Annotated in this window: 15 protein-coding genes; 4 read left to right on the top strand and 11 right to left on the bottom strand. The window is 66.0% G+C overall.

Annotated features, from left to right (window positions below; all coding sequences use genetic code 11):
* Nucleotides 1–31 precede the first annotated feature (31 nt).
* Nucleotides 32–694 (top strand): response regulator, encoded by a 663-nt coding sequence (locus tag FG323_RS19405; RefSeq protein WP_255470236.1) that lies wholly within the window; start codon nucleotides 32–34, stop codon nucleotides 692–694.
* Between the two features lie 17 nt (nucleotides 695–711).
* Here the strand turns inward: FG323_RS19405 and recO are convergent, their stop codons facing one another.
* From recO to rpoE, 9 genes are all read right to left on the bottom strand, one after another.
* Complete coding sequence (gene recO, locus FG323_RS19400; RefSeq protein ID WP_141456412.1) at nucleotides 712–1,443, bottom strand: DNA repair protein RecO; 732 nt, start codon at nucleotides 1,441–1,443, stop codon at nucleotides 712–714.
* Between the two features lie 143 nt (nucleotides 1,444–1,586).
* Nucleotides 1,587–2,510, bottom strand: a complete 924-nt coding sequence (gene era, locus FG323_RS19395) for a GTPase Era (RefSeq protein ID WP_141456378.1) — start codon at nucleotides 2,508–2,510, stop codon at nucleotides 1,587–1,589.
* Nucleotides 2,507–3,184, bottom strand: a complete 678-nt coding sequence (rnc, locus tag FG323_RS19390; protein WP_141456377.1) for a ribonuclease III — start codon at nucleotides 3,182–3,184, stop codon at nucleotides 2,507–2,509. The genes era and rnc overlap by 4 nt, the downstream gene beginning before the upstream one ends.
* 3 nt (nucleotides 3,185–3,187) lie before the next feature.
* Complete coding sequence (locus FG323_RS19385; protein WP_141456376.1) at nucleotides 3,188–3,571, bottom strand: DUF4845 domain-containing protein; 384 nt, start codon at nucleotides 3,569–3,571, stop codon at nucleotides 3,188–3,190.
* Nucleotides 3,572–3,611: 40 nt separating this feature from the next.
* Nucleotides 3,612–4,406 carry a signal peptidase I gene (gene lepB, locus FG323_RS19380; RefSeq protein WP_141456375.1) on the bottom strand — a complete coding sequence of 265 codons (795 nt, stop codon included), beginning with the start codon at nucleotides 4,404–4,406 and terminating at the stop codon, nucleotides 3,612–3,614.
* Nucleotides 4,407–4,524: 118 nt separating this feature from the next.
* On the bottom strand, nucleotides 4,525–6,333 hold the full coding sequence (gene lepA / locus FG323_RS19375) for a translation elongation factor 4 (RefSeq protein WP_141456374.1): 1,809 nt from the start codon (nucleotides 6,331–6,333) through the stop codon (nucleotides 4,525–4,527).
* Between the two features lie 429 nt (nucleotides 6,334–6,762).
* Nucleotides 6,763–8,292, bottom strand: coding sequence for a DegQ family serine endoprotease (locus FG323_RS19370; RefSeq protein WP_141456373.1), 1,530 nt, complete (start codon nucleotides 8,290–8,292; stop codon nucleotides 6,763–6,765).
* A gap of 87 nt (nucleotides 8,293–8,379) precedes the next feature.
* A complete protein-coding gene (locus tag FG323_RS19365) occupies nucleotides 8,380–9,318 on the bottom strand; it encodes a sigma-E factor negative regulatory protein (protein ID WP_141456372.1) in 939 nt (312 codons plus the stop codon).
* Nucleotides 9,315–9,935 carry an RNA polymerase sigma factor RpoE gene (gene rpoE / locus FG323_RS19360; RefSeq protein ID WP_141456371.1) on the bottom strand — a complete coding sequence of 207 codons (621 nt, stop codon included), beginning with the start codon at nucleotides 9,933–9,935 and terminating at the stop codon, nucleotides 9,315–9,317. Before rpoE ends, FG323_RS19365 begins: the two co-directional genes overlap by 4 nt.
* Nucleotides 9,936–10,266: 331 nt before the next feature.
* On the opposite strand from rpoE, the gene FG323_RS19355 reads away from it, so the two are divergent.
* The 3 genes from FG323_RS19355 to FG323_RS19345 all read left to right on the top strand — a co-directional run bounded on the left by FG323_RS19355 (nucleotide 10,267) and on the right by FG323_RS19345 (nucleotide 14,342).
* The gene (locus FG323_RS19355) at nucleotides 10,267–12,330 is read left to right on the top strand and encodes a 3-hydroxyacyl-CoA dehydrogenase NAD-binding domain-containing protein (protein ID WP_141456370.1); all 2,064 of its coding nucleotides are present in this window, start codon (nucleotides 10,267–10,269) and stop codon (nucleotides 12,328–12,330) included.
* Between the two features lie 197 nt (nucleotides 12,331–12,527).
* Nucleotides 12,528–13,346 (top strand): aminoglycoside phosphotransferase family protein, encoded by an 819-nt coding sequence (locus FG323_RS19350; protein ID WP_141456369.1) that lies wholly within the window; start codon nucleotides 12,528–12,530, stop codon nucleotides 13,344–13,346.
* 312 nt (nucleotides 13,347–13,658) lie between these two features.
* Nucleotides 13,659–14,342 carry a hypothetical protein gene (locus FG323_RS19345; RefSeq protein WP_141456368.1) on the top strand — a complete coding sequence of 228 codons (684 nt, stop codon included), beginning with the start codon at nucleotides 13,659–13,661 and terminating at the stop codon, nucleotides 14,340–14,342.
* A 22-nt stretch (nucleotides 14,343–14,364) separates the two neighbouring features.
* Here the strand turns inward: FG323_RS19345 and FG323_RS19340 are convergent, their stop codons facing one another.
* Nucleotides 14,365–14,649, bottom strand: a complete 285-nt coding sequence (locus FG323_RS19340; protein ID WP_141456367.1) for a hypothetical protein — start codon at nucleotides 14,647–14,649, stop codon at nucleotides 14,365–14,367.
* A 406-nt stretch (nucleotides 14,650–15,055) separates the two neighbouring features.
* A complete protein-coding gene (locus FG323_RS19335) occupies nucleotides 15,056–15,334 on the bottom strand; it encodes a hypothetical protein (RefSeq protein WP_141456366.1) in 279 nt (92 codons plus the stop codon).
* Nucleotides 15,335–15,353 lie beyond the last annotated feature (19 nt).

Below are 15,353 nucleotides of genomic sequence, written 5' to 3'. Positions count from 1 at the left end.
AGGCAGCATAACGATGTCCGGGGACGAAGGAATGAAGCCACGCCTGTTGCTGGTCGAGGACGACCCGATCAGCCACGCCTTCATGCTGGCCGCGCTGCAGGCGCTGCCCGCCCAGGTCGACAGCGCCGATTCGGTCGCCGATGCGCTGCGGCGGGAAGACCAGCACGACCTCTGGCTCATCGACGCGAACCTGCCCGACGGCAGCGGCGCGCAACTGCTTGGTGGCCTGCGTCGCCTGCGCACGCGCACGGCGGCATTGGCCCACACTGCCGACCCTTCGTCAGAGCGGCGCGAATCCCTGCTTGCGGCCGGCTTCGCGGCGGTGCTGGTCAAGCCGCTGTCCGCGGCGGAACTGCAAGCGGCCGTGCGCCGGCACCTGCCTCCGGGCGTGGCGGCCACGCACGACTGGGACGAATCGGCCGCGCTGAAGGCGCTCAATGGCAACCGGGAACACGTGGCGACCTTGCGTCGACTGTTCCTGGACGAGTTGCCTGCCAGCGTCGGCGTGGTCGAACAGTCCTTTCGCGACGGCGACCAGGAAGCGCTGCGCGCCGTCCTGCACAAGCTGCGCGCCAGCTGCGGGTTCGTCGGCGCCAGCCGGCTGGCGACGGCCGCGCAGCGACTGCATCACGCACCCGGTTCGCTGGAAGCGCTGATGGACTTCCGCGCCGCGGCCGATGCGCTTCGCGATTGATGCAGGCGCTTCGCGCCTCAGGCGCGCGGCTTCAACCGGCCCAGTTCACTGATCAGTTCCCAGGACTTGAGCCCGCGCGGCCCCAGGTGGTGCGCCAGGACCCCGCGCAGGGCCAGGCGCAGGCTGACCAGATCCTCGGCCGGGGGCGCCTGGCTGGCCGCCAGCGCCAGCAGCGCGCGTCCGGTGGCGGCGGCGCTGCGATCGCTGTGGCCACGATCGCTGAGCAGGCGACGCGGTCCCTGTTCCGGATCCAGTTGGTAGCGCGCCGCCGGATCGATCGCGCGGCCATCGCTGTCGTGTTCCAGGGAGAAGCCGAACCCCAGTGCCTCCAGCAGATCCCGTTCGAACCGCCGCAACGTCCACGCCAGCGGCTGGCCATCGCGAATCCGTTCGCGCGCGGCGGCATAGGCATGGAAGAGATCCGGCAGCGGATCGTGGCGGGGCGCCAGCCGCAGCACCAGTTCATTGAGATAGAAGCCCGCCAGCATCGCGTCGCCGCCCAGCCGCGGTGCGGTGTCCAGCGCCTCGGCGGCCACCAGCCGGGCCAGTTCGCCACGCAATTCGGCATCCAGGCGGATGTACTGCAACGGTTGCAACGCGGCGCGCAGCGCCTGCTTCTTCGGCCCGGTCACGCCGCGCGCCACCAATCCCAGCCGGCCGCGATCCTCGCTCAGCACTTCCACCAGCAGGCTGGTCTCGCGCCAGGGTCGCGCATGCAGGACGAACGCGTGTTCGCCGGTGAGCTGCATTTCAGCGGGAATCGGGAATGGGGAATCGGGAATCGAAAGCCGTGTCGCATCGTCTGCCGACATCTGCGGCATCCGAGGTAACAGCGAGAAGGGAAACCGGATGGAGCCGGACGATTCCCGACTCCCCATTCCCCATTCCCGGCTTACTCATAACCGAACGCCTTGAGGGCGGTTTCGTCGTCGGACCAGCCTTCGCGCACGCGCACCCAGGTTTCCAGGAAGACCTTGCGGCCGAACAGGTGTTCCATCTGCATGCGCGCCTTGCTGCCGATTTCCTTCAGCCGCGCGCCGCCCTTGCCGATGACGATCGCCTTCTGGCTTTCGCGTTCCACCCACACCACCGCGCCGATGCGCAGCAGTTCGCCCTGCTTGGGCGAGGTTTCCTCGGTGAAGCGTTCGATTTCCACGGTGGTGGCGTACGGCAGTTCCGCGCCGAGCTGGCGCATCAACTGCTCGCGGATCAGTTCGCCGGCCAGGAAGCGTTCGCTGCGATCGGTGATCTCGTCCTCGCCGAACATCGGCGGGGCCTCGGGCAGCAACGCCAGCACGTCCTTCACCAGTGCTTCCAGGCCATTGCGCTTGAGCGCGGAGATCGGATGCACGGCGGCGAACTTGCGCCCCTCGGAAACCTGCGCCAGGAAAGGCAGCAGCGCGCTCTTCTCGCGCAGCCGATCCACCTTGTTGATCACCAGCACCACCGGGATGCCGGCGTCGCTGAGCACGTTGTAGGCCAGGGTGTCCTCGTCTTCCCAGCGGCCGGCCTCGATCACCAGCAGGCCCGCGTCCACGCCTTCCAGCGCGCCACGCGCCGCGCGGTTCATCACCCGGCTCATCGCCGACGCGGAGAACTTGCCCTGCTGCTTGTGCAAACCGGGCGTGTCGACCAGCACGATCTGGCCGGCCGGGAACGTCGCGATGCCCAGCAGGCGATGGCGGGTGGTCTGTGGCCGGCTGGACACGATGCTGACCTTGGCGCCCACCAGCGCGTTGGTCAGGGTGGACTTGCCCACGTTGGGGCGGCCAATCACGGCAACGCTGCCGCTGTGCGTTTGGGGGGTGTCGCTCATTCGACGGTGTTCCGTTTGGTCTCTGCCAGTTGATCCAGCAGGGCCGCGGCGGCGGCCTGCTCGGCGATGCGCCGTGAGGTGCCCTCGCCCTCGGCCGACAGCGGTGGTTCCTGGATGCTGCAACGGGCCACGAACTGCTTGGCGTGATCGTCGCCGCTCTCGGACACCAGCTCGTACAGCGGCAACGGCCGCTGGCGCGCCTGCAGCCATTCCTGCAGGCGGGTCTTGGCGTCCTTTTCGGGCTTGCCGACCGGCAGCGCGGCCAGCGAGTCCTCGAACCACGGCAACACCACCGCCCGGCACGCCTCGAAGCCGGCGTCCAGATAGATGGCGGCCACCAGCGCTTCCAGCGCGTCGGCGAGGATCGAGTCGCGACGATGTCCGCCGGACTTCATTTCTCCCGGCCCCATCGTCAGCCGCGCGCCCAGTTCCATGCGCCGGGCGATGGTGGCCAGCGACGCCTCGCGCACCAGTTCGGCGCGCGCGCGGGTCAACGCGCCTTCGTCGGCCTTGGGCCAGCGCTGGAACAGCGCCTCGGCGACCAGCAGGTTGACGATGCCGTCGCCGAGGAATTCCAGCCGTTCGTTGTGCGGCGCCCCGGCGCTGCGATGGGTCAGGGCCTGCCCCAGCAAACCCTGATTGACGAACTCATGCGTGAGCCGGAGTACGCTCAAACCTTATTCCGAACCGCCGCGGCGGGTCAGTTCCTCGGTGGTGTCGAACTTGCCGACCACGTCGAGGTTGCCGACCATCGAGCGGCGCACTTCGTAATTGACCTTCATCAGCCAACCACCGTCGGTGCGTTCGAAGTTGACGTTGGCCGGCTTGACGTTCTCGGTGTAGTCGATCGCCAGGTGGCGGAAGAACTTGTCCTGGATGCGCTGCGGATCCATGTCGGCGATGCCCGGCTCAGCCGCCAGGCCACGCATCGCGGTGCGGACCGAGTAGTACTCCTGGTACATCGGGAACAGTTTCATGGCGATGAACGCGGCGAACCCCACCACCGCGAGCACGACCAGGAAGCCAATCAAGGTGATGCCACTCTGATGCTTGTGATTCATTGCCAGTCCCCCGTTGAACACGCCCTGGATGATGTTGCCGTCACTGGATGCGGTTGCCGATCCGGGACGGTTCGAAGCTCCCCTTGCAGAACCAGTCCTCGCAGTTCAGCCAGATCAGGAAGGCCTTGCCGCGCAGGTTCTCTTCCGGCAGGAAGTGGGTCTGGGTCCACAGCCGGCCGTCCTCGCTATTATCACGATTGTCGCCCATCACGAAATAGTGGCCCGGCGGCACGATCCACTCGCCCTCGCCGGTGGCCCGCTCCAGCACTTCCAGCACCTTGTGCGGACGGCCCGGGAGCTGTTCCTCCAGCAGGGTCGCGCTCTCCGCGCCCATCGGCAGGCCACGGCCGGCGTAGGTGCCCAGGGTCTGGTAGGCCAGCGGCTGGCCGTTGATGGAAACCGTATTGCCCTGGAAGCCGATGCGGTCGCCCGGCAGGCCGATCACGCGCTTGATCCAGTTGTTCTCCGGGTCGTGCGGCGGCTTGAACACCACCACGTCGCCACGCTTGGGTTCGCCGATGGCGACGAACTTGCGGTTGTTGATCGGCAGGCGCAGGCCGTAGGCGAACTTGTTGACCAGGATGAAGTCGCCGATCAGCAGGTTCGGCATCATCGAGCTGGACGGGATCTTGTACGGCTCGGCGACGAAGCTGCGCAGCACCAGCACGATTGCCAGCACCGGGAAAAACGCCCGCGAGTAGTCCACCAGCACCGGTTCCTCGTCCAGCAACCCGCCGCGCGCGGAACGGCGCTTGGCGAAGAACAGCTTGTCGAGCAGCCAGATAACGCCGGTGAGCAGCGTCAACACGACCAGGATAGTTTCGAACCAGACCATACGTTTTCCTAAAACCGGGAATGGAGAATCGGGAGTCGAGAATGGAGTTTCCGGCCAACGGCCAAGCGCTTCGCAGTCGCCTTGCCGATTCCCGATTCCCGATTCCCCATTCCCACCATCATTTGTTGTCGACCTGCAGCACTGCCAGGAAAGCTTCCTGCGGGATTTCCACCCGGCCGACCTGCTTCATCCGCTTCTTGCCTTCCTTCTGCTTCTCCAGCAGCTTCTTCTTGCGGGTGATGTCGCCACCATAGCATTTGGCCAGCACGTTCTTGCGCATGGCCTTGACCGTGCTGCGGGCGATGATCTGCGAGCCGACCGCGGCCTGGATGGCCACGTCGAACATCTGCCGCGGAATCAGCTCGCGCATCTTCTCGGTCAGCTCGCGACCGCGGCGATCGGCTTGGCCGCGGTGGACGATCAGCGACAGCGCATCGACCTTGTCGCCATTGATCAGGGTGTCCACCCGCACGAACGGGCCGGCCTGGAAGCGCAGGAAGTGGTAGTCCAGCGAAGCGTAACCGCGACTCACCGACTTGAGCTTGTCGAAGAAATCCAGCACGACTTCGGCCATGGGCAGCTCATAGCTGATCTGCACCTGGCTACCCATGTAGGTGATGCCGATCTGGCTGCCGCGCTTCTCCTCGCACAGCGTGATCACGCTGCCCACGTAGTCCGGCGGGGTCAGGATGTTGGCGCGGATGATCGGCTCGCGAATTTCCTCGATCTGGTTCACCGGCGGCAGCTTGGCCGGGTTGTCCAGCGGCATCACCGTGTCATCGGTCTTCAGGATTTCATACACCACCGTCGGCGCGGTGCTGATCAGGTTCAGGTCGTACTCGCGCTCCAGGCGCTCCTGCACGATTTCCATGTGCAGCATGCCCAGGAAGCCGCAACGGAAACCGAAGCCCATCGCCTCGGAGCTTTCCGGCTCGAAGCGCAGCGCCGCGTCGTTCAGGCGCAGCTTCTCCAGCGCCTCGCGCAGCGACGGGTAGTCCTCGGCATCCACCGGGAACAGGCCGGCGAACACGCGCGGCTGCATTTCCTGGAAGCCGGGCAGCGGCTTGGGTGCCGGGTCGCCGGCCAGGGTCAGGGTGTCGCCGACCGGCGCGCCGTGCACGTCCTTGATGGACGCGGTGATCCAGCCCACCTCGCCCGCGCCCAGCTTCGACAGCACCTTGCGCTTGGGGGTGAACACGCCGACGCTGTCGACCTGGTGGGTACGGCCGGTCGACATCACCAGGATCTTGCTGCCCGGAACGATGTCGCCCTGCATGACCCGCACCAGCGAGACCACGCCCAGGTAGTTGTCGAACCAGGAATCAATGATTAGCGCCTGCAGCTTGTCGGTGTCGCGCGGCTGCGGCGGCGGGATGCGCTGGACGATGGCTTCCAGCACCAGATCCACGTTCAGGCCGGTCTTGGCGCTGACCGGTACCGCGTCCTCGGCGTCGATGCCGATGACCGCCTCGATCTCGCTCTTGGCACGCTCGATGTCGGCGGTGGGCAGGTCAATCTTGTTCAGCACCGGCACCACTTCCAGCCCCTGCTCCACCGCGGTGTAGCAATTGGCGACCGACTGCGCTTCCACGCCCTGGGCGGCATCGACCACCAGCAGCGCGCCCTCGCAGGCCGCCAGCGAACGCGAGACTTCATAGCTGAAGTCGACATGGCCGGGAGTGTCGATGAAGTTCAGGAAATAGGTCTGCCCGTCCTTGGCCTTGTACGGCAGGGATACGGATTGTGCCTTGATGGTGATGCCGCGCTCGCGCTCAATCGGATTGGAGTCGAGCACCTGCGCTTCCATTTCGCGGGCCTGGAGGCCGCCGCAAAGCTGGATGATGCGATCGGCCAGGGTCGACTTGCCGTGGTCGACGTGCGCGATGATGGAGAAATTGCGGATGTTCCGCATGGAATCAGAGGACATGTGGGGGCGGCGGCCACGGCCGTCGTCAGGATAACGGGGCATTATCGCATGGCCGGGGCCCGGGACCGAGGCATCCTGCGCCATGACTAACTTTGAAGCTCCAGCCGTTGACTTCCTCCCAGCCGGTCTGTAATTGGACTTACTCGGGCAAATGATGCCCGTATACAGCATCGTTCACACACTGGCAATCAGGGGAAATCATGAAGAAAATCAGCTGGATTCTGCTCGTTCTAGTCGTGGCCGGGGTTGCGCCTGTCAATCTCTCGGCCAGGGAGGTCAGCTGTATATCCCTCGGTAACGGCGGATATCTCTGCTGTTCCCTCTGGGAAAATGGCGAGGTCACATGCGCTATGTCGCTATATGCATGAAAGCAAGGAGGCTGCCTCAGAGGCAGCCTCCTTATTTCTCCGCCCCAAATTCTGCAGTTGGCTATTGAGAAGTACCCTTGTCCGCTGTCACGGCAAAGAAACTGGTGGCGCCTCCCCGGCGGGCCAGGAACATGACCGTCTGGCCAGGCTTCACGCCCTTAAGCTGCTCATTTAGCGAGGAAACGGAACCCACAGGCGTGCGCCCCACTTGCAAGATCACCATGCCAGGAGCCAATCCGGCTTCACGCGCAGCAACACCGGTAATGCGTGAGATCAAAACCCCCTCACCCGTCTTCAACCCCATCTGCTTGCGGGTATTTGCGTCCAGATCCTGAGCGACAATGCCCAATGAATTGGTGACTGCCGCCTGTGCGGATTTGCCAGGCACGGCGGGCAAGCCACCGGCGGAGGCCACGTTCTCGTTGAGCTCGGTCAGGGTGACCCCCAGGTCACGCGGCTTGCCTTCCCGCAGGACCGTGATGGTGGCCTTGGTACCCGGCGTCAGCGCGCCCACCAGCGGTGGAAGGTCACTGGACTCATTGATGGGCGCGCCGTTGAACGCCTTGATGATATCGCCCGGGGCGAGCCCTGCCCTGGCGGCCGGGCTGTCTTCCAGCACTTCGGTGACCAACGCGCCACGGGTGTCGGGTGCGCCAAGGCCGCGAGCCTTGTCGGTATCCAAGGGTTGCACCACCACGCCCAACTGGCCACGGCTGACCTTGCCGGTCGCCTTCAGCTGGTCCACCGCGCCCATCGCCAGATCGATCGGAATCGCGAAGCTGATGCCCATATAGCCGCCGGAGGCGGAGAAGATCTGCGAGTTGATGCCGACCACTTCACCGCGGGTGTTGAGCAGCGGGCCACCGGAGTTGCCCTGGTTGATCGCCACGTCGGTCTGGATGAAGGGCACGTAGCGTTGTTCCTGGCCGCCGGTGCTGCGACCGACCGCGCTGACCACGCCGGCGGTGACCGAATGGTCCAGGCCGAACGGCGAACCGATCGCCACCACCCACTGGCCCGGCTTGAGCGTCCTGGAGTCACCCAGGCGCACCACCGGCAGGCCCTTGGCCTCGATCTTCAGCAATGCCACGTCGTACTGCTGGTCGCTGCCGATCACCTTGGCGGTGAACTCGCGGCGATCCGGCAACTTCACCTTCACCTCGTCGGCGCCGTCGATCACGTGGTGGTTGGTCAGCACGTAGCCGTCGGCGGAAATGATGAAGCCCGAACCGGCGGAGACGCCGCGCGGGCCACGGCCACGATCCCCCGGGCCCGGCATCTGGAAGCCGGGCGGCAGCATGCGGCGGAAGAATTCGGGAATCTCGTCCTCGCCCATCGCTTCGCCGGCATCGGCGGTCCGGCGGCTGCCGATCTGGGCTTCGATATTGACCACGCCGGGACCGACCTGTTCGACCAGGTTGGTGAAATCCGGCAGGCCGCTCACCAGTTGCGGCGCGGACGACTGCGCCACCGCGGGAACGGACGCGGCGACCGAGGTCGCCGGCGCGGGATCGGCCGGGCGCGCGCAGGCGGCCAGCGGCACGGTGAGGATCAGCAGGGACAACACGTTGGAACGGGCACTCAGACTCATCGAATGCGGGCCTCGATTACGGATGGCGGTTCTTGGGGTGGGAAACCCGGCGCGGTCCCGCGCCGGGGAATGACGATGCGGCCGCGCTCAGCGCTGCGGCACGCGGGCCGGTTCGACCGGCGGTACCGATGGGGCCTCGGTGGAGGGCTCGAACGGGTAGAACGTACGGGCACCCGCATCACTGGAGAAGCCGGCGTTGAAGGCGCCGCTGGCCGGGTACTGCGACAGCGTCGAGCGCGGCCACGGCCGGGCCTGCGGGGCGGCCGGCGCCGGCGAGAACGGATTGCCGTTGCGGGCGATCGCACTCGCCGGGGATACGGACGCCGGCAGGATGGGAGCGTTGTTGGCGACAGCGGGCACCGCGACCGGCGGCGTGGCGCGGGCCACGGCCCGGACCGGCTCGCGCATCACCCGGCCCGCGGCGCTGCGGGCCGCCTGCTGGGTGCGGGTGGCGCTGCGACGGGAAGCGGCATCGGCACGGCGCGGCACGCTGGCCACGGCCACTGCGGCGGTGGCCGCCGAGGCCAGGGCCTGTTCGGCCGCTCCGGCGCCATCGGCCAGCGTGCCGGTATCGGCGGCGGTGGCGGGAATACCCGCGCCGTCAGCCGGTGCGGTCGGCACCGCAGCCACCGATGGGGCGGCGGAAGCGGCGTCATCCTGCGGGGCCTGCTGGCGAACCATGAACAAGGCGACCAGGGCGACCGAGGCGGCCAATGCACCGCCGCCCCAGCGGGCCAGGCGGCCACGCGGCGCGCCGGTCGTTTCCTGGTTGGCGGCCGGCTGGCGGGCCTCGGCGGCCACGGCCAGCGCCACCCGCGCGGCAAAGCCTTCCGGCGCGGGCGCCTGGGCCTGGCCACGCAGCACGTCGCCGCACAGCTGCCAGCGTTCCCAGCAGGCGTTCAGTTCGCCGTCGTGCTGCAGGCGGCGCAGCAGGAAACGGGCTTCATCGGGCGACAACTCGCCGTCCATCAACGCCGAAAGCTGCTGGCGGTTGTGGATGTCCAGTTTGTCGAGTTCTACGGTCATGGGCGGCTACGCTCCCGGGTGGCACTTTCTGTATCGAGCAAGGGTCGCAACTCGGCATCGATGGCTTCACGCGCACGGAAAATGCGGGAACGCACGGTGCCGATGGGGCAATCCATCTTCTGCGCGATTTCCTCATAGCTCAGACCTTCCACCTCGCGCAGGGTGATGGCGGTCCTCAATTCCTCGGGCAGCGCGTCCACGGCCTTCATCACCGTGCGCTCCAGTTCCTGGCGCATCAATTCGCGTTCGGGGGTATCCGTGTCGCGAAGACGGCTGCCGGCGTCGTACTGCTCGGCGTCGGCGGCGTCGACGTCATCCGTCGGCGGCCTGCGGTTGTGCGCTACGAGGTGGTTCTTGGCGGTATTCACTGCAATCCGATGAAGCCACGTATAGAACTGGGCATCGCCGCGGAAGTTCCCCAGCGCGCGATAAGCGCGCAGGAAGGTTTCCTGGGCCACGTCCTGGCATTCGCTCCAGTCATGGATGTAGCGCCCGATCAGGGCCACCACCCGATGCTGGTACTTGCGCACCAGCAGATCGAAGGCCGCGCTGTCGCCGCGCTGCACCCGCTTGACCAGTTCGAGGTCCAACTCCTGTGTTGAATCGGTTCCGGCCATGCCGGGCTGCACTCCTGTGAGCTCGGCCATCAGCCGGGCAATGTGACCGCATCCGCGGAAAAAAGTTCACGGGTGGGTCTCGGGCCCGACCGGCCCCGTTTCCCATCCCGCCGGCGCTCCGGGCCTGGCCATCGCGCGGCTACGGGCAACGACGCCCGGAACCTGCGTGCCAGCCGGAAAAAACCGGCGGTATATCAAGAATTTAACCGCCGGCACGGGATCATTTCCCCGGCCGTCGATCAACCCCTCTCCCGGATATGCGGATTTGACGCGGGTTAAACAACCTCGGGATGATAGCGGTCTTGTCCATACGTAAACGGATGGTCCGATCATGGCCGCAAACTTCGATGGGCTTCGATTCAGTCACTGGCAGACCGAACTGCGCAGCGACGGCATCGTCGTCCTCAGCTTCGACCGCCAGGGTGCCAGCGTCAACGCGTTCTCCCAGGACGCGCTGATCGAGCTGTCCGACCTGCTCGAACGCCTCGCCATCGACCCACCCAAGGGATTGGTACTGCGCTCGGCCAAGAGCTCCGGTTTCATCGCCGGCGCGGACCTGAAGGAGTTCCAGGAATTCGATCGCCGCGGCACCGTCAGCGACGCCATCCGTCGCGGCCAGAGCGTGTTCCAGAAGCTGGCCGAACTGCCCTGCCCGACCGTCTCGGCCATCCACGGCTTCTGCATGGGCGGCGGCACCGAGATTTCGCTGGCCTGCCGCTACCGCGTGGCCTCCAGCGACGCGTCCACCCGCATCGGCCTGCCCGAGGTGAAGCTAGGCATCTTCCCGGGCTGGGGTGGCAGCGCGCGCCTGCCGCGGCTGATCGGCTCGCCCAAGGCGATGGACATGATGCTCACCGGCCGCACGCTGTCGGCCAGCGCCGCGCGCGCGATGGGGCTGGTCGACAAGGTGGTGGAACCGGCGATATTGCTGGACACCGCCATCGGCCTGCTCCAGAACGGCGTGCAGCGTCCGTTCCAGCAGCGCTTCCTGGGCTGGATCAGCAACACCTGGATCGCGCGCCGGATCCTGGCGCCGCAGATGACCAAGCAGGTCGCGCGCAAGGCGCCGCGCGCGCACTACCCCGCGCCCTACGCGCTCATCAACACCTGGCAGCAATCCGGCGGCAAGGGCATCCAGGGCCGTCTGGACGCCGAGCGCAAGGCGGTGGTCAAGCTGGCGTCCACCCCGACCGCGCGCAACCTGGTGCGGATCTTCTTCCTGACCGAGCGGCTCAAGGGCCTGGGCGGCAAGGATCACGGCATCCAGCGCGTGCACGTGGTCGGCGCCGGCGTGATGGGCGGCGACATCGCCGCCTGGTCGGCCTACAAGGGTTTCGAAGTCACCCTGCAGGATCGCGAGCAGCGTTTCATCGACGGCGCGATGAGCCGCGCGCAGGAACTGTTCGCCAAGCGGGTGAAGGACGAGGCCAAGCGTCCGGCCGTTGCCGCGCGGCTGAAGAGCGATCTGGCCGGCGACGGCGTGCCGGAAGCGGATCTGGTGATCGAGGCGATCATCGAGAACCCGGAAGCCAAGCGCGATCTGTACCAGTCGGTCGAGCCGCGCCTGAAGCCCGACGCGCTGCTGACCACCAACACCTCGTCCATTCCGCTGACCGAACTGCGTGAACACATCCAGCGCCCGGCGCAGTTCGCCGGCCTGCACTACTTCAATCCGGTCGCGCTGATGCCGCTGGTGGAAATCATCCGCCACGACGCGATGGCGCCGGAGACCGAAAAGCGCCTGGCCGCGTTCTGCAAGGCCATCGACAAGCTGCCGGTGCCGGTCGCCGGCACGCCCGGCTTCCTGGTCAACCGCGTGCTGTTCCCGTACATGCTGGAAGCGGCCAACGCGTATGCCGAAGGCATTCCCGGCCCGGTCATCGACAAGGCGGCGGTGAAGTTCGGCATGCCGATGGGGCCGATCGAGCTGATCGACACCGTCGGCCTGGACGTGGCCGCCGGTGTGGGCATGGAACTGGCCCCATTCCTCGGCCTCACGGTTCCCGCCGCGCTCGGCAACGTGGAAGCGGGCAAGCGCGGCAAGAAGGACGGCCAGGGCCTGTACAAGTGGGAGAACGGCAAGCCGGTCAAGCCGGAGGTGCCGCAGGACTACAAAGCACCGGAAGATCTGGAAGACCGCCTGATCCTGCCGCTGCTCAATGAAGCGGTGGCCTGCCTGTACGACGGCGTGGTGTCCGACGGCGATCTGCTGGATGCCGGCGTGATCTTCGGCACCGGTTTCGCCCCGTTTCGCGGCGGCCCCATCCAGTACATCCGCAGCACCGGCGCCGACACGCTGCTGGCCAGGCTCAAGGCCCTGCAAGCGCGCCACGGCGACCGCTTCGCCCCGCGTCCCGGCTGGGATTCGGAAGCGCTGCGGCAACCGGCTGCATGAGTCAAAAGAAAAGGCCGCGATGCGGCCTTTTCTTTTGAGCCTCCTCTTGTGGGAGCGACGTCAGTCGCGATTCGCGATACCGAACGCGTCCTGACGAACGTCGATCCGGATTCACAGGTTCGCGACTGACGTCGCTCCCACAAGGATGCCGGCCCAGGATCCGATAATGTCGACGAGGTTGGCTATGATCCGCCCGCATGAACCCACCCTCCTTCAATTGGCAGCCCCTGCTCGAACAATGGCAGCTCACCGTGGATGGCGACGCCTTCGCCACGCCCGGCAGCCAATTGCTGCCGGTGCGCTGGCAGGACCGCCCCGCCATGCTCAAGCGCGCACTGACTCCGGAGGAAGAGTCCGGGGGTGTATTGATGTGCTGGTGGAACGGCGATGGCGCCGCGCATGTGTATGCGCATGAAGCCGACACCCTGCTGATGGAACGCGCCACCGGCACGCGCGATCTGCTCGCGATGGCGCTCAACGGCCAGGACGACGAGGCCAGCCGCATCCTCTGCGCCACCCTCGCCCGCCTGCATGCGCCACGCGCCACTCCGCCGCCTGCGCACCTGGTGCCGCTGCGTCCGTGGTTTCGTTCGCTGGAAGCGGCGTCGGGAGAAAACGCGCGCTTCGCCCGCTCCTGGGCTGCCGCCCGGGCACTGCTGGAACACCCGCAGGATCCGGTGGTCCTGCATGGCGACATGCACCATCGCAACGTGCTGGACTTCGGCGAACGCGGCTGGCTCGCCATCGATCCGAAATGCGTCACTGGCGAACGCGGCTTCGACTACGCCAACCTGCTGACCAATCCGGACCTGCCCACCGTCGCCCGGCCCGATCGTTTCCACCGCCAGTTCGACGTGATTGCCGGGGTCGCGCAGTTGGAGCCGCAACGCCTGCTGCGCTGGGTGGTCGCCTTCGCCGGCCTGTCGGCGGCGTGGTTCCTGGAGGATGAGGACGAACAGGGCATCGCTTCGGATTTCGCTGTCGCCGATCTTGCGCAGGCGATGCTGGACGGTTGAAAGGCATCTGTCTGCTGATTTCGCGGGACGGGTGAAGTATCCGCGGCCTGCCGGGTCATGTCAGTCCGTGCTCGGCTTTCACAGGGTGGCGAGCGAGCCAGGACGGCATGGCGAAGGAGCGCCCCCATCCGCCCTTCGGGCACCTTCCCCCGCAGCGCGGGGGAAGGGACTTTGACGGGCATCAGTGGCCTGCGCATCAGACCACTATCAACAGAAAAAACGCATGCAGAAAACGGAGGCCAGCCCCCGCCCGGCGCTCCGATTCGGGTACGCTTGCGCCGGTCGTTCCCGTCCCCGCTTCCGGGAGTTCGCATGTTCGATACCATCAGGCACCGTCGCATCGCCGCTGTCGTCGCTTTGATCTACGTCGCGGTGCAGTCGTTCCAGTGGTACGTGTTCGCGCAACTGCCCGAGGCGGGAGAGCCGGTCCAGCAGCTGTTGCAGGGTCCGCATCCGCTCAATGTAGCGAGGGCGACCAGCATGCTGCTGTCCTTCTTCGGACTGGCCTATCTGTTCCTGGTTTCTTGCGGTATCGCCTGGCGGCGCAATCCGACACTGGCGATGCTGGCCTTCCTCGGCTTCTTCGTGTTCTGCCTGCTGGAGGTCCAGTTGCGCGCGGTGGAGCTGTTCCATGTCTACCTGGCCCTGCCAGCCCAGTACCAGGCCACCGCCAACCCGGTCGAACATGCGCGCATCCTGGCCGCGCAAGGCAGCTTCCAATCGGTGCAATACGCGCTGTATTTCCCGCTGGGCCTGTCGTGGCTGCTGGGCAGCGTGCTGATATGCCTCGCGCTGGGCCGCGACCGCATGCACTGGCTGGCGCTGTGGGCCTTCGGCCTCAATGCCGTGCGACTGTTCCTGCGGATGATCGACAGCTACCTCATCGGACCGAAGTTCGACGCGCTCTATGGCACGCTCTACCTACCGCTGGTCTACCTGAGCTTCGTGCCGCTGGCGATCTGGCTGTGGCGCCAGAAGACCCCGCCGTCCTCATAGGGTGGGTCAAAGCGCACCCAGGTCATGCCTGCGCGATTGTCAGCCACATCCGGAAGAACAGAAACAACGACAGTGGGGGACCCAGCGCCGCCGCACAGGTCATCGCCCATCGGCGTACACCGCGCACCGCGTGCGCCCTACCCAGTTTCCAGGCTACGACAAGATTGATGCCCCAGGCCAGGAGGATGGAGAATCCGGGTTCATGCCCATTTCTTTCCAGGACCACCGCGATTGCGCCCGCAGTGGCGAACGCAATCAGAAACCACCTTCCTGCATCCCAGAAGTGGTGTGGTGACTCAATCCGCATTCTTCCTCCTTGTTCGCTTCATAATCGTGGTTTGCCTGAGGTCATTGACGCTTGTTCCAACATGCCATTCCACAGTAAGCCAGTCCTCCGCAAATGACTCCCAGCACCGGCGCGACAAAAATGCCTATCCACATGGCGACGTAGGCAGGCCCATCGCAGGGTGATTGGCAATCGCCGTCCGGGATGAGCAGGCGCATCAACACAGCCAAGGATCCCAAAGCCCCCAGGACGAAGCCCACGACACCGGCGAGCAGCGCCAAGCCTTCTCTCAGGAATCGCATCGAACACCTCCTTGCCATGGACCGGTCCCAGTCCGCCAATTCTTTGCCCGTCGAAGGTGGGCGTCTGTTCTCCGGTCACCTCTCCGCTTCCGGTCCAAAGATGATGGTGGGGCGGGCTCACACTCCTACGCGTGTTCGTGAAATGGTGGAACAAGTCCGTGTTCACCCAGCACTGTCTTGTAGTGATCCAGATAGGCCAGCAAGGTATCGCGCAAGTCGGTGAGTTCATCCTGTGCTTCCGATGGAAGCACGCCGCGCGCAGCCTCACAGGCCGCGTCGGCACACTGGAACATCATGAACAATGCATCGCCCTGCACCAGCACGCCCGGATGCTTGCGGCCGTGATGGCGCAACACGACTGCGTTGGTGCGGTCAGAATAGATTTCCACGCGTTCTTCGTACATTCCCCCTCCCAAGGTCCTG

The sequence above is a fragment of the Pseudoxanthomonas sp. z9 genome, from assembly GCF_006542425.1.
In the GTDB taxonomy this organism is placed as follows: Bacteria; Pseudomonadota; Gammaproteobacteria; order Xanthomonadales; family Xanthomonadaceae; genus Pseudoxanthomonas_A.
This window is presented reverse-complemented; position numbering and strand designations above follow the sequence as displayed.

Coding starts and splice junctions, on each gene's coding strand:
- FG323_RS19405 (WP_255470236.1), top strand. CDS start 32: ATGAAGCCACGCCTGTTGCTGGTCGAGGACGACCCGATCAGCCACGCC.
- recO (WP_141456412.1), bottom strand. CDS start 1,443: ATGCAGCTCACCGGCGAACACGCGTTCGTCCTGCATGCGCGACCCTGG.
- era (WP_141456378.1), bottom strand. CDS start 2,510: ATGAGCGACACCCCCCAAACGCACAGCGGCAGCGTTGCCGTGATTGGC.
- FG323_RS19385 (WP_141456376.1), bottom strand. CDS start 3,571: ATGAATCACAAGCATCAGAGTGGCATCACCTTGATTGGCTTCCTGGTC.
- lepB (WP_141456375.1), bottom strand. CDS start 4,406: ATGGTCTGGTTCGAAACTATCCTGGTCGTGTTGACGCTGCTCACCGGC.
- lepA (WP_141456374.1), bottom strand. CDS start 6,333: ATGTCCTCTGATTCCATGCGGAACATCCGCAATTTCTCCATCATCGCG.
- FG323_RS19370 (WP_141456373.1), bottom strand. CDS start 8,292: ATGAGTCTGAGTGCCCGTTCCAACGTGTTGTCCCTGCTGATCCTCACC.
- FG323_RS19365 (WP_141456372.1), bottom strand. CDS start 9,318: ATGACCGTAGAACTCGACAAACTGGACATCCACAACCGCCAGCAGCTT.
- rpoE (WP_141456371.1), bottom strand. CDS start 9,935: ATGGCCGGAACCGATTCAACACAGGAGTTGGACCTCGAACTGGTCAAG.
- FG323_RS19355 (WP_141456370.1), top strand. CDS start 10,267: ATGGCCGCAAACTTCGATGGGCTTCGATTCAGTCACTGGCAGACCGAA.
- FG323_RS19350 (WP_141456369.1), top strand. CDS start 12,528: ATGAACCCACCCTCCTTCAATTGGCAGCCCCTGCTCGAACAATGGCAG.
- FG323_RS19345 (WP_141456368.1), top strand. CDS start 13,659: ATGTTCGATACCATCAGGCACCGTCGCATCGCCGCTGTCGTCGCTTTG.
- FG323_RS19340 (WP_141456367.1), bottom strand. CDS start 14,649: ATGCGGATTGAGTCACCACACCACTTCTGGGATGCAGGAAGGTGGTTT.
- FG323_RS19335 (WP_141456366.1), bottom strand. CDS start 15,334: ATGTACGAAGAACGCGTGGAAATCTATTCTGACCGCACCAACGCAGTC.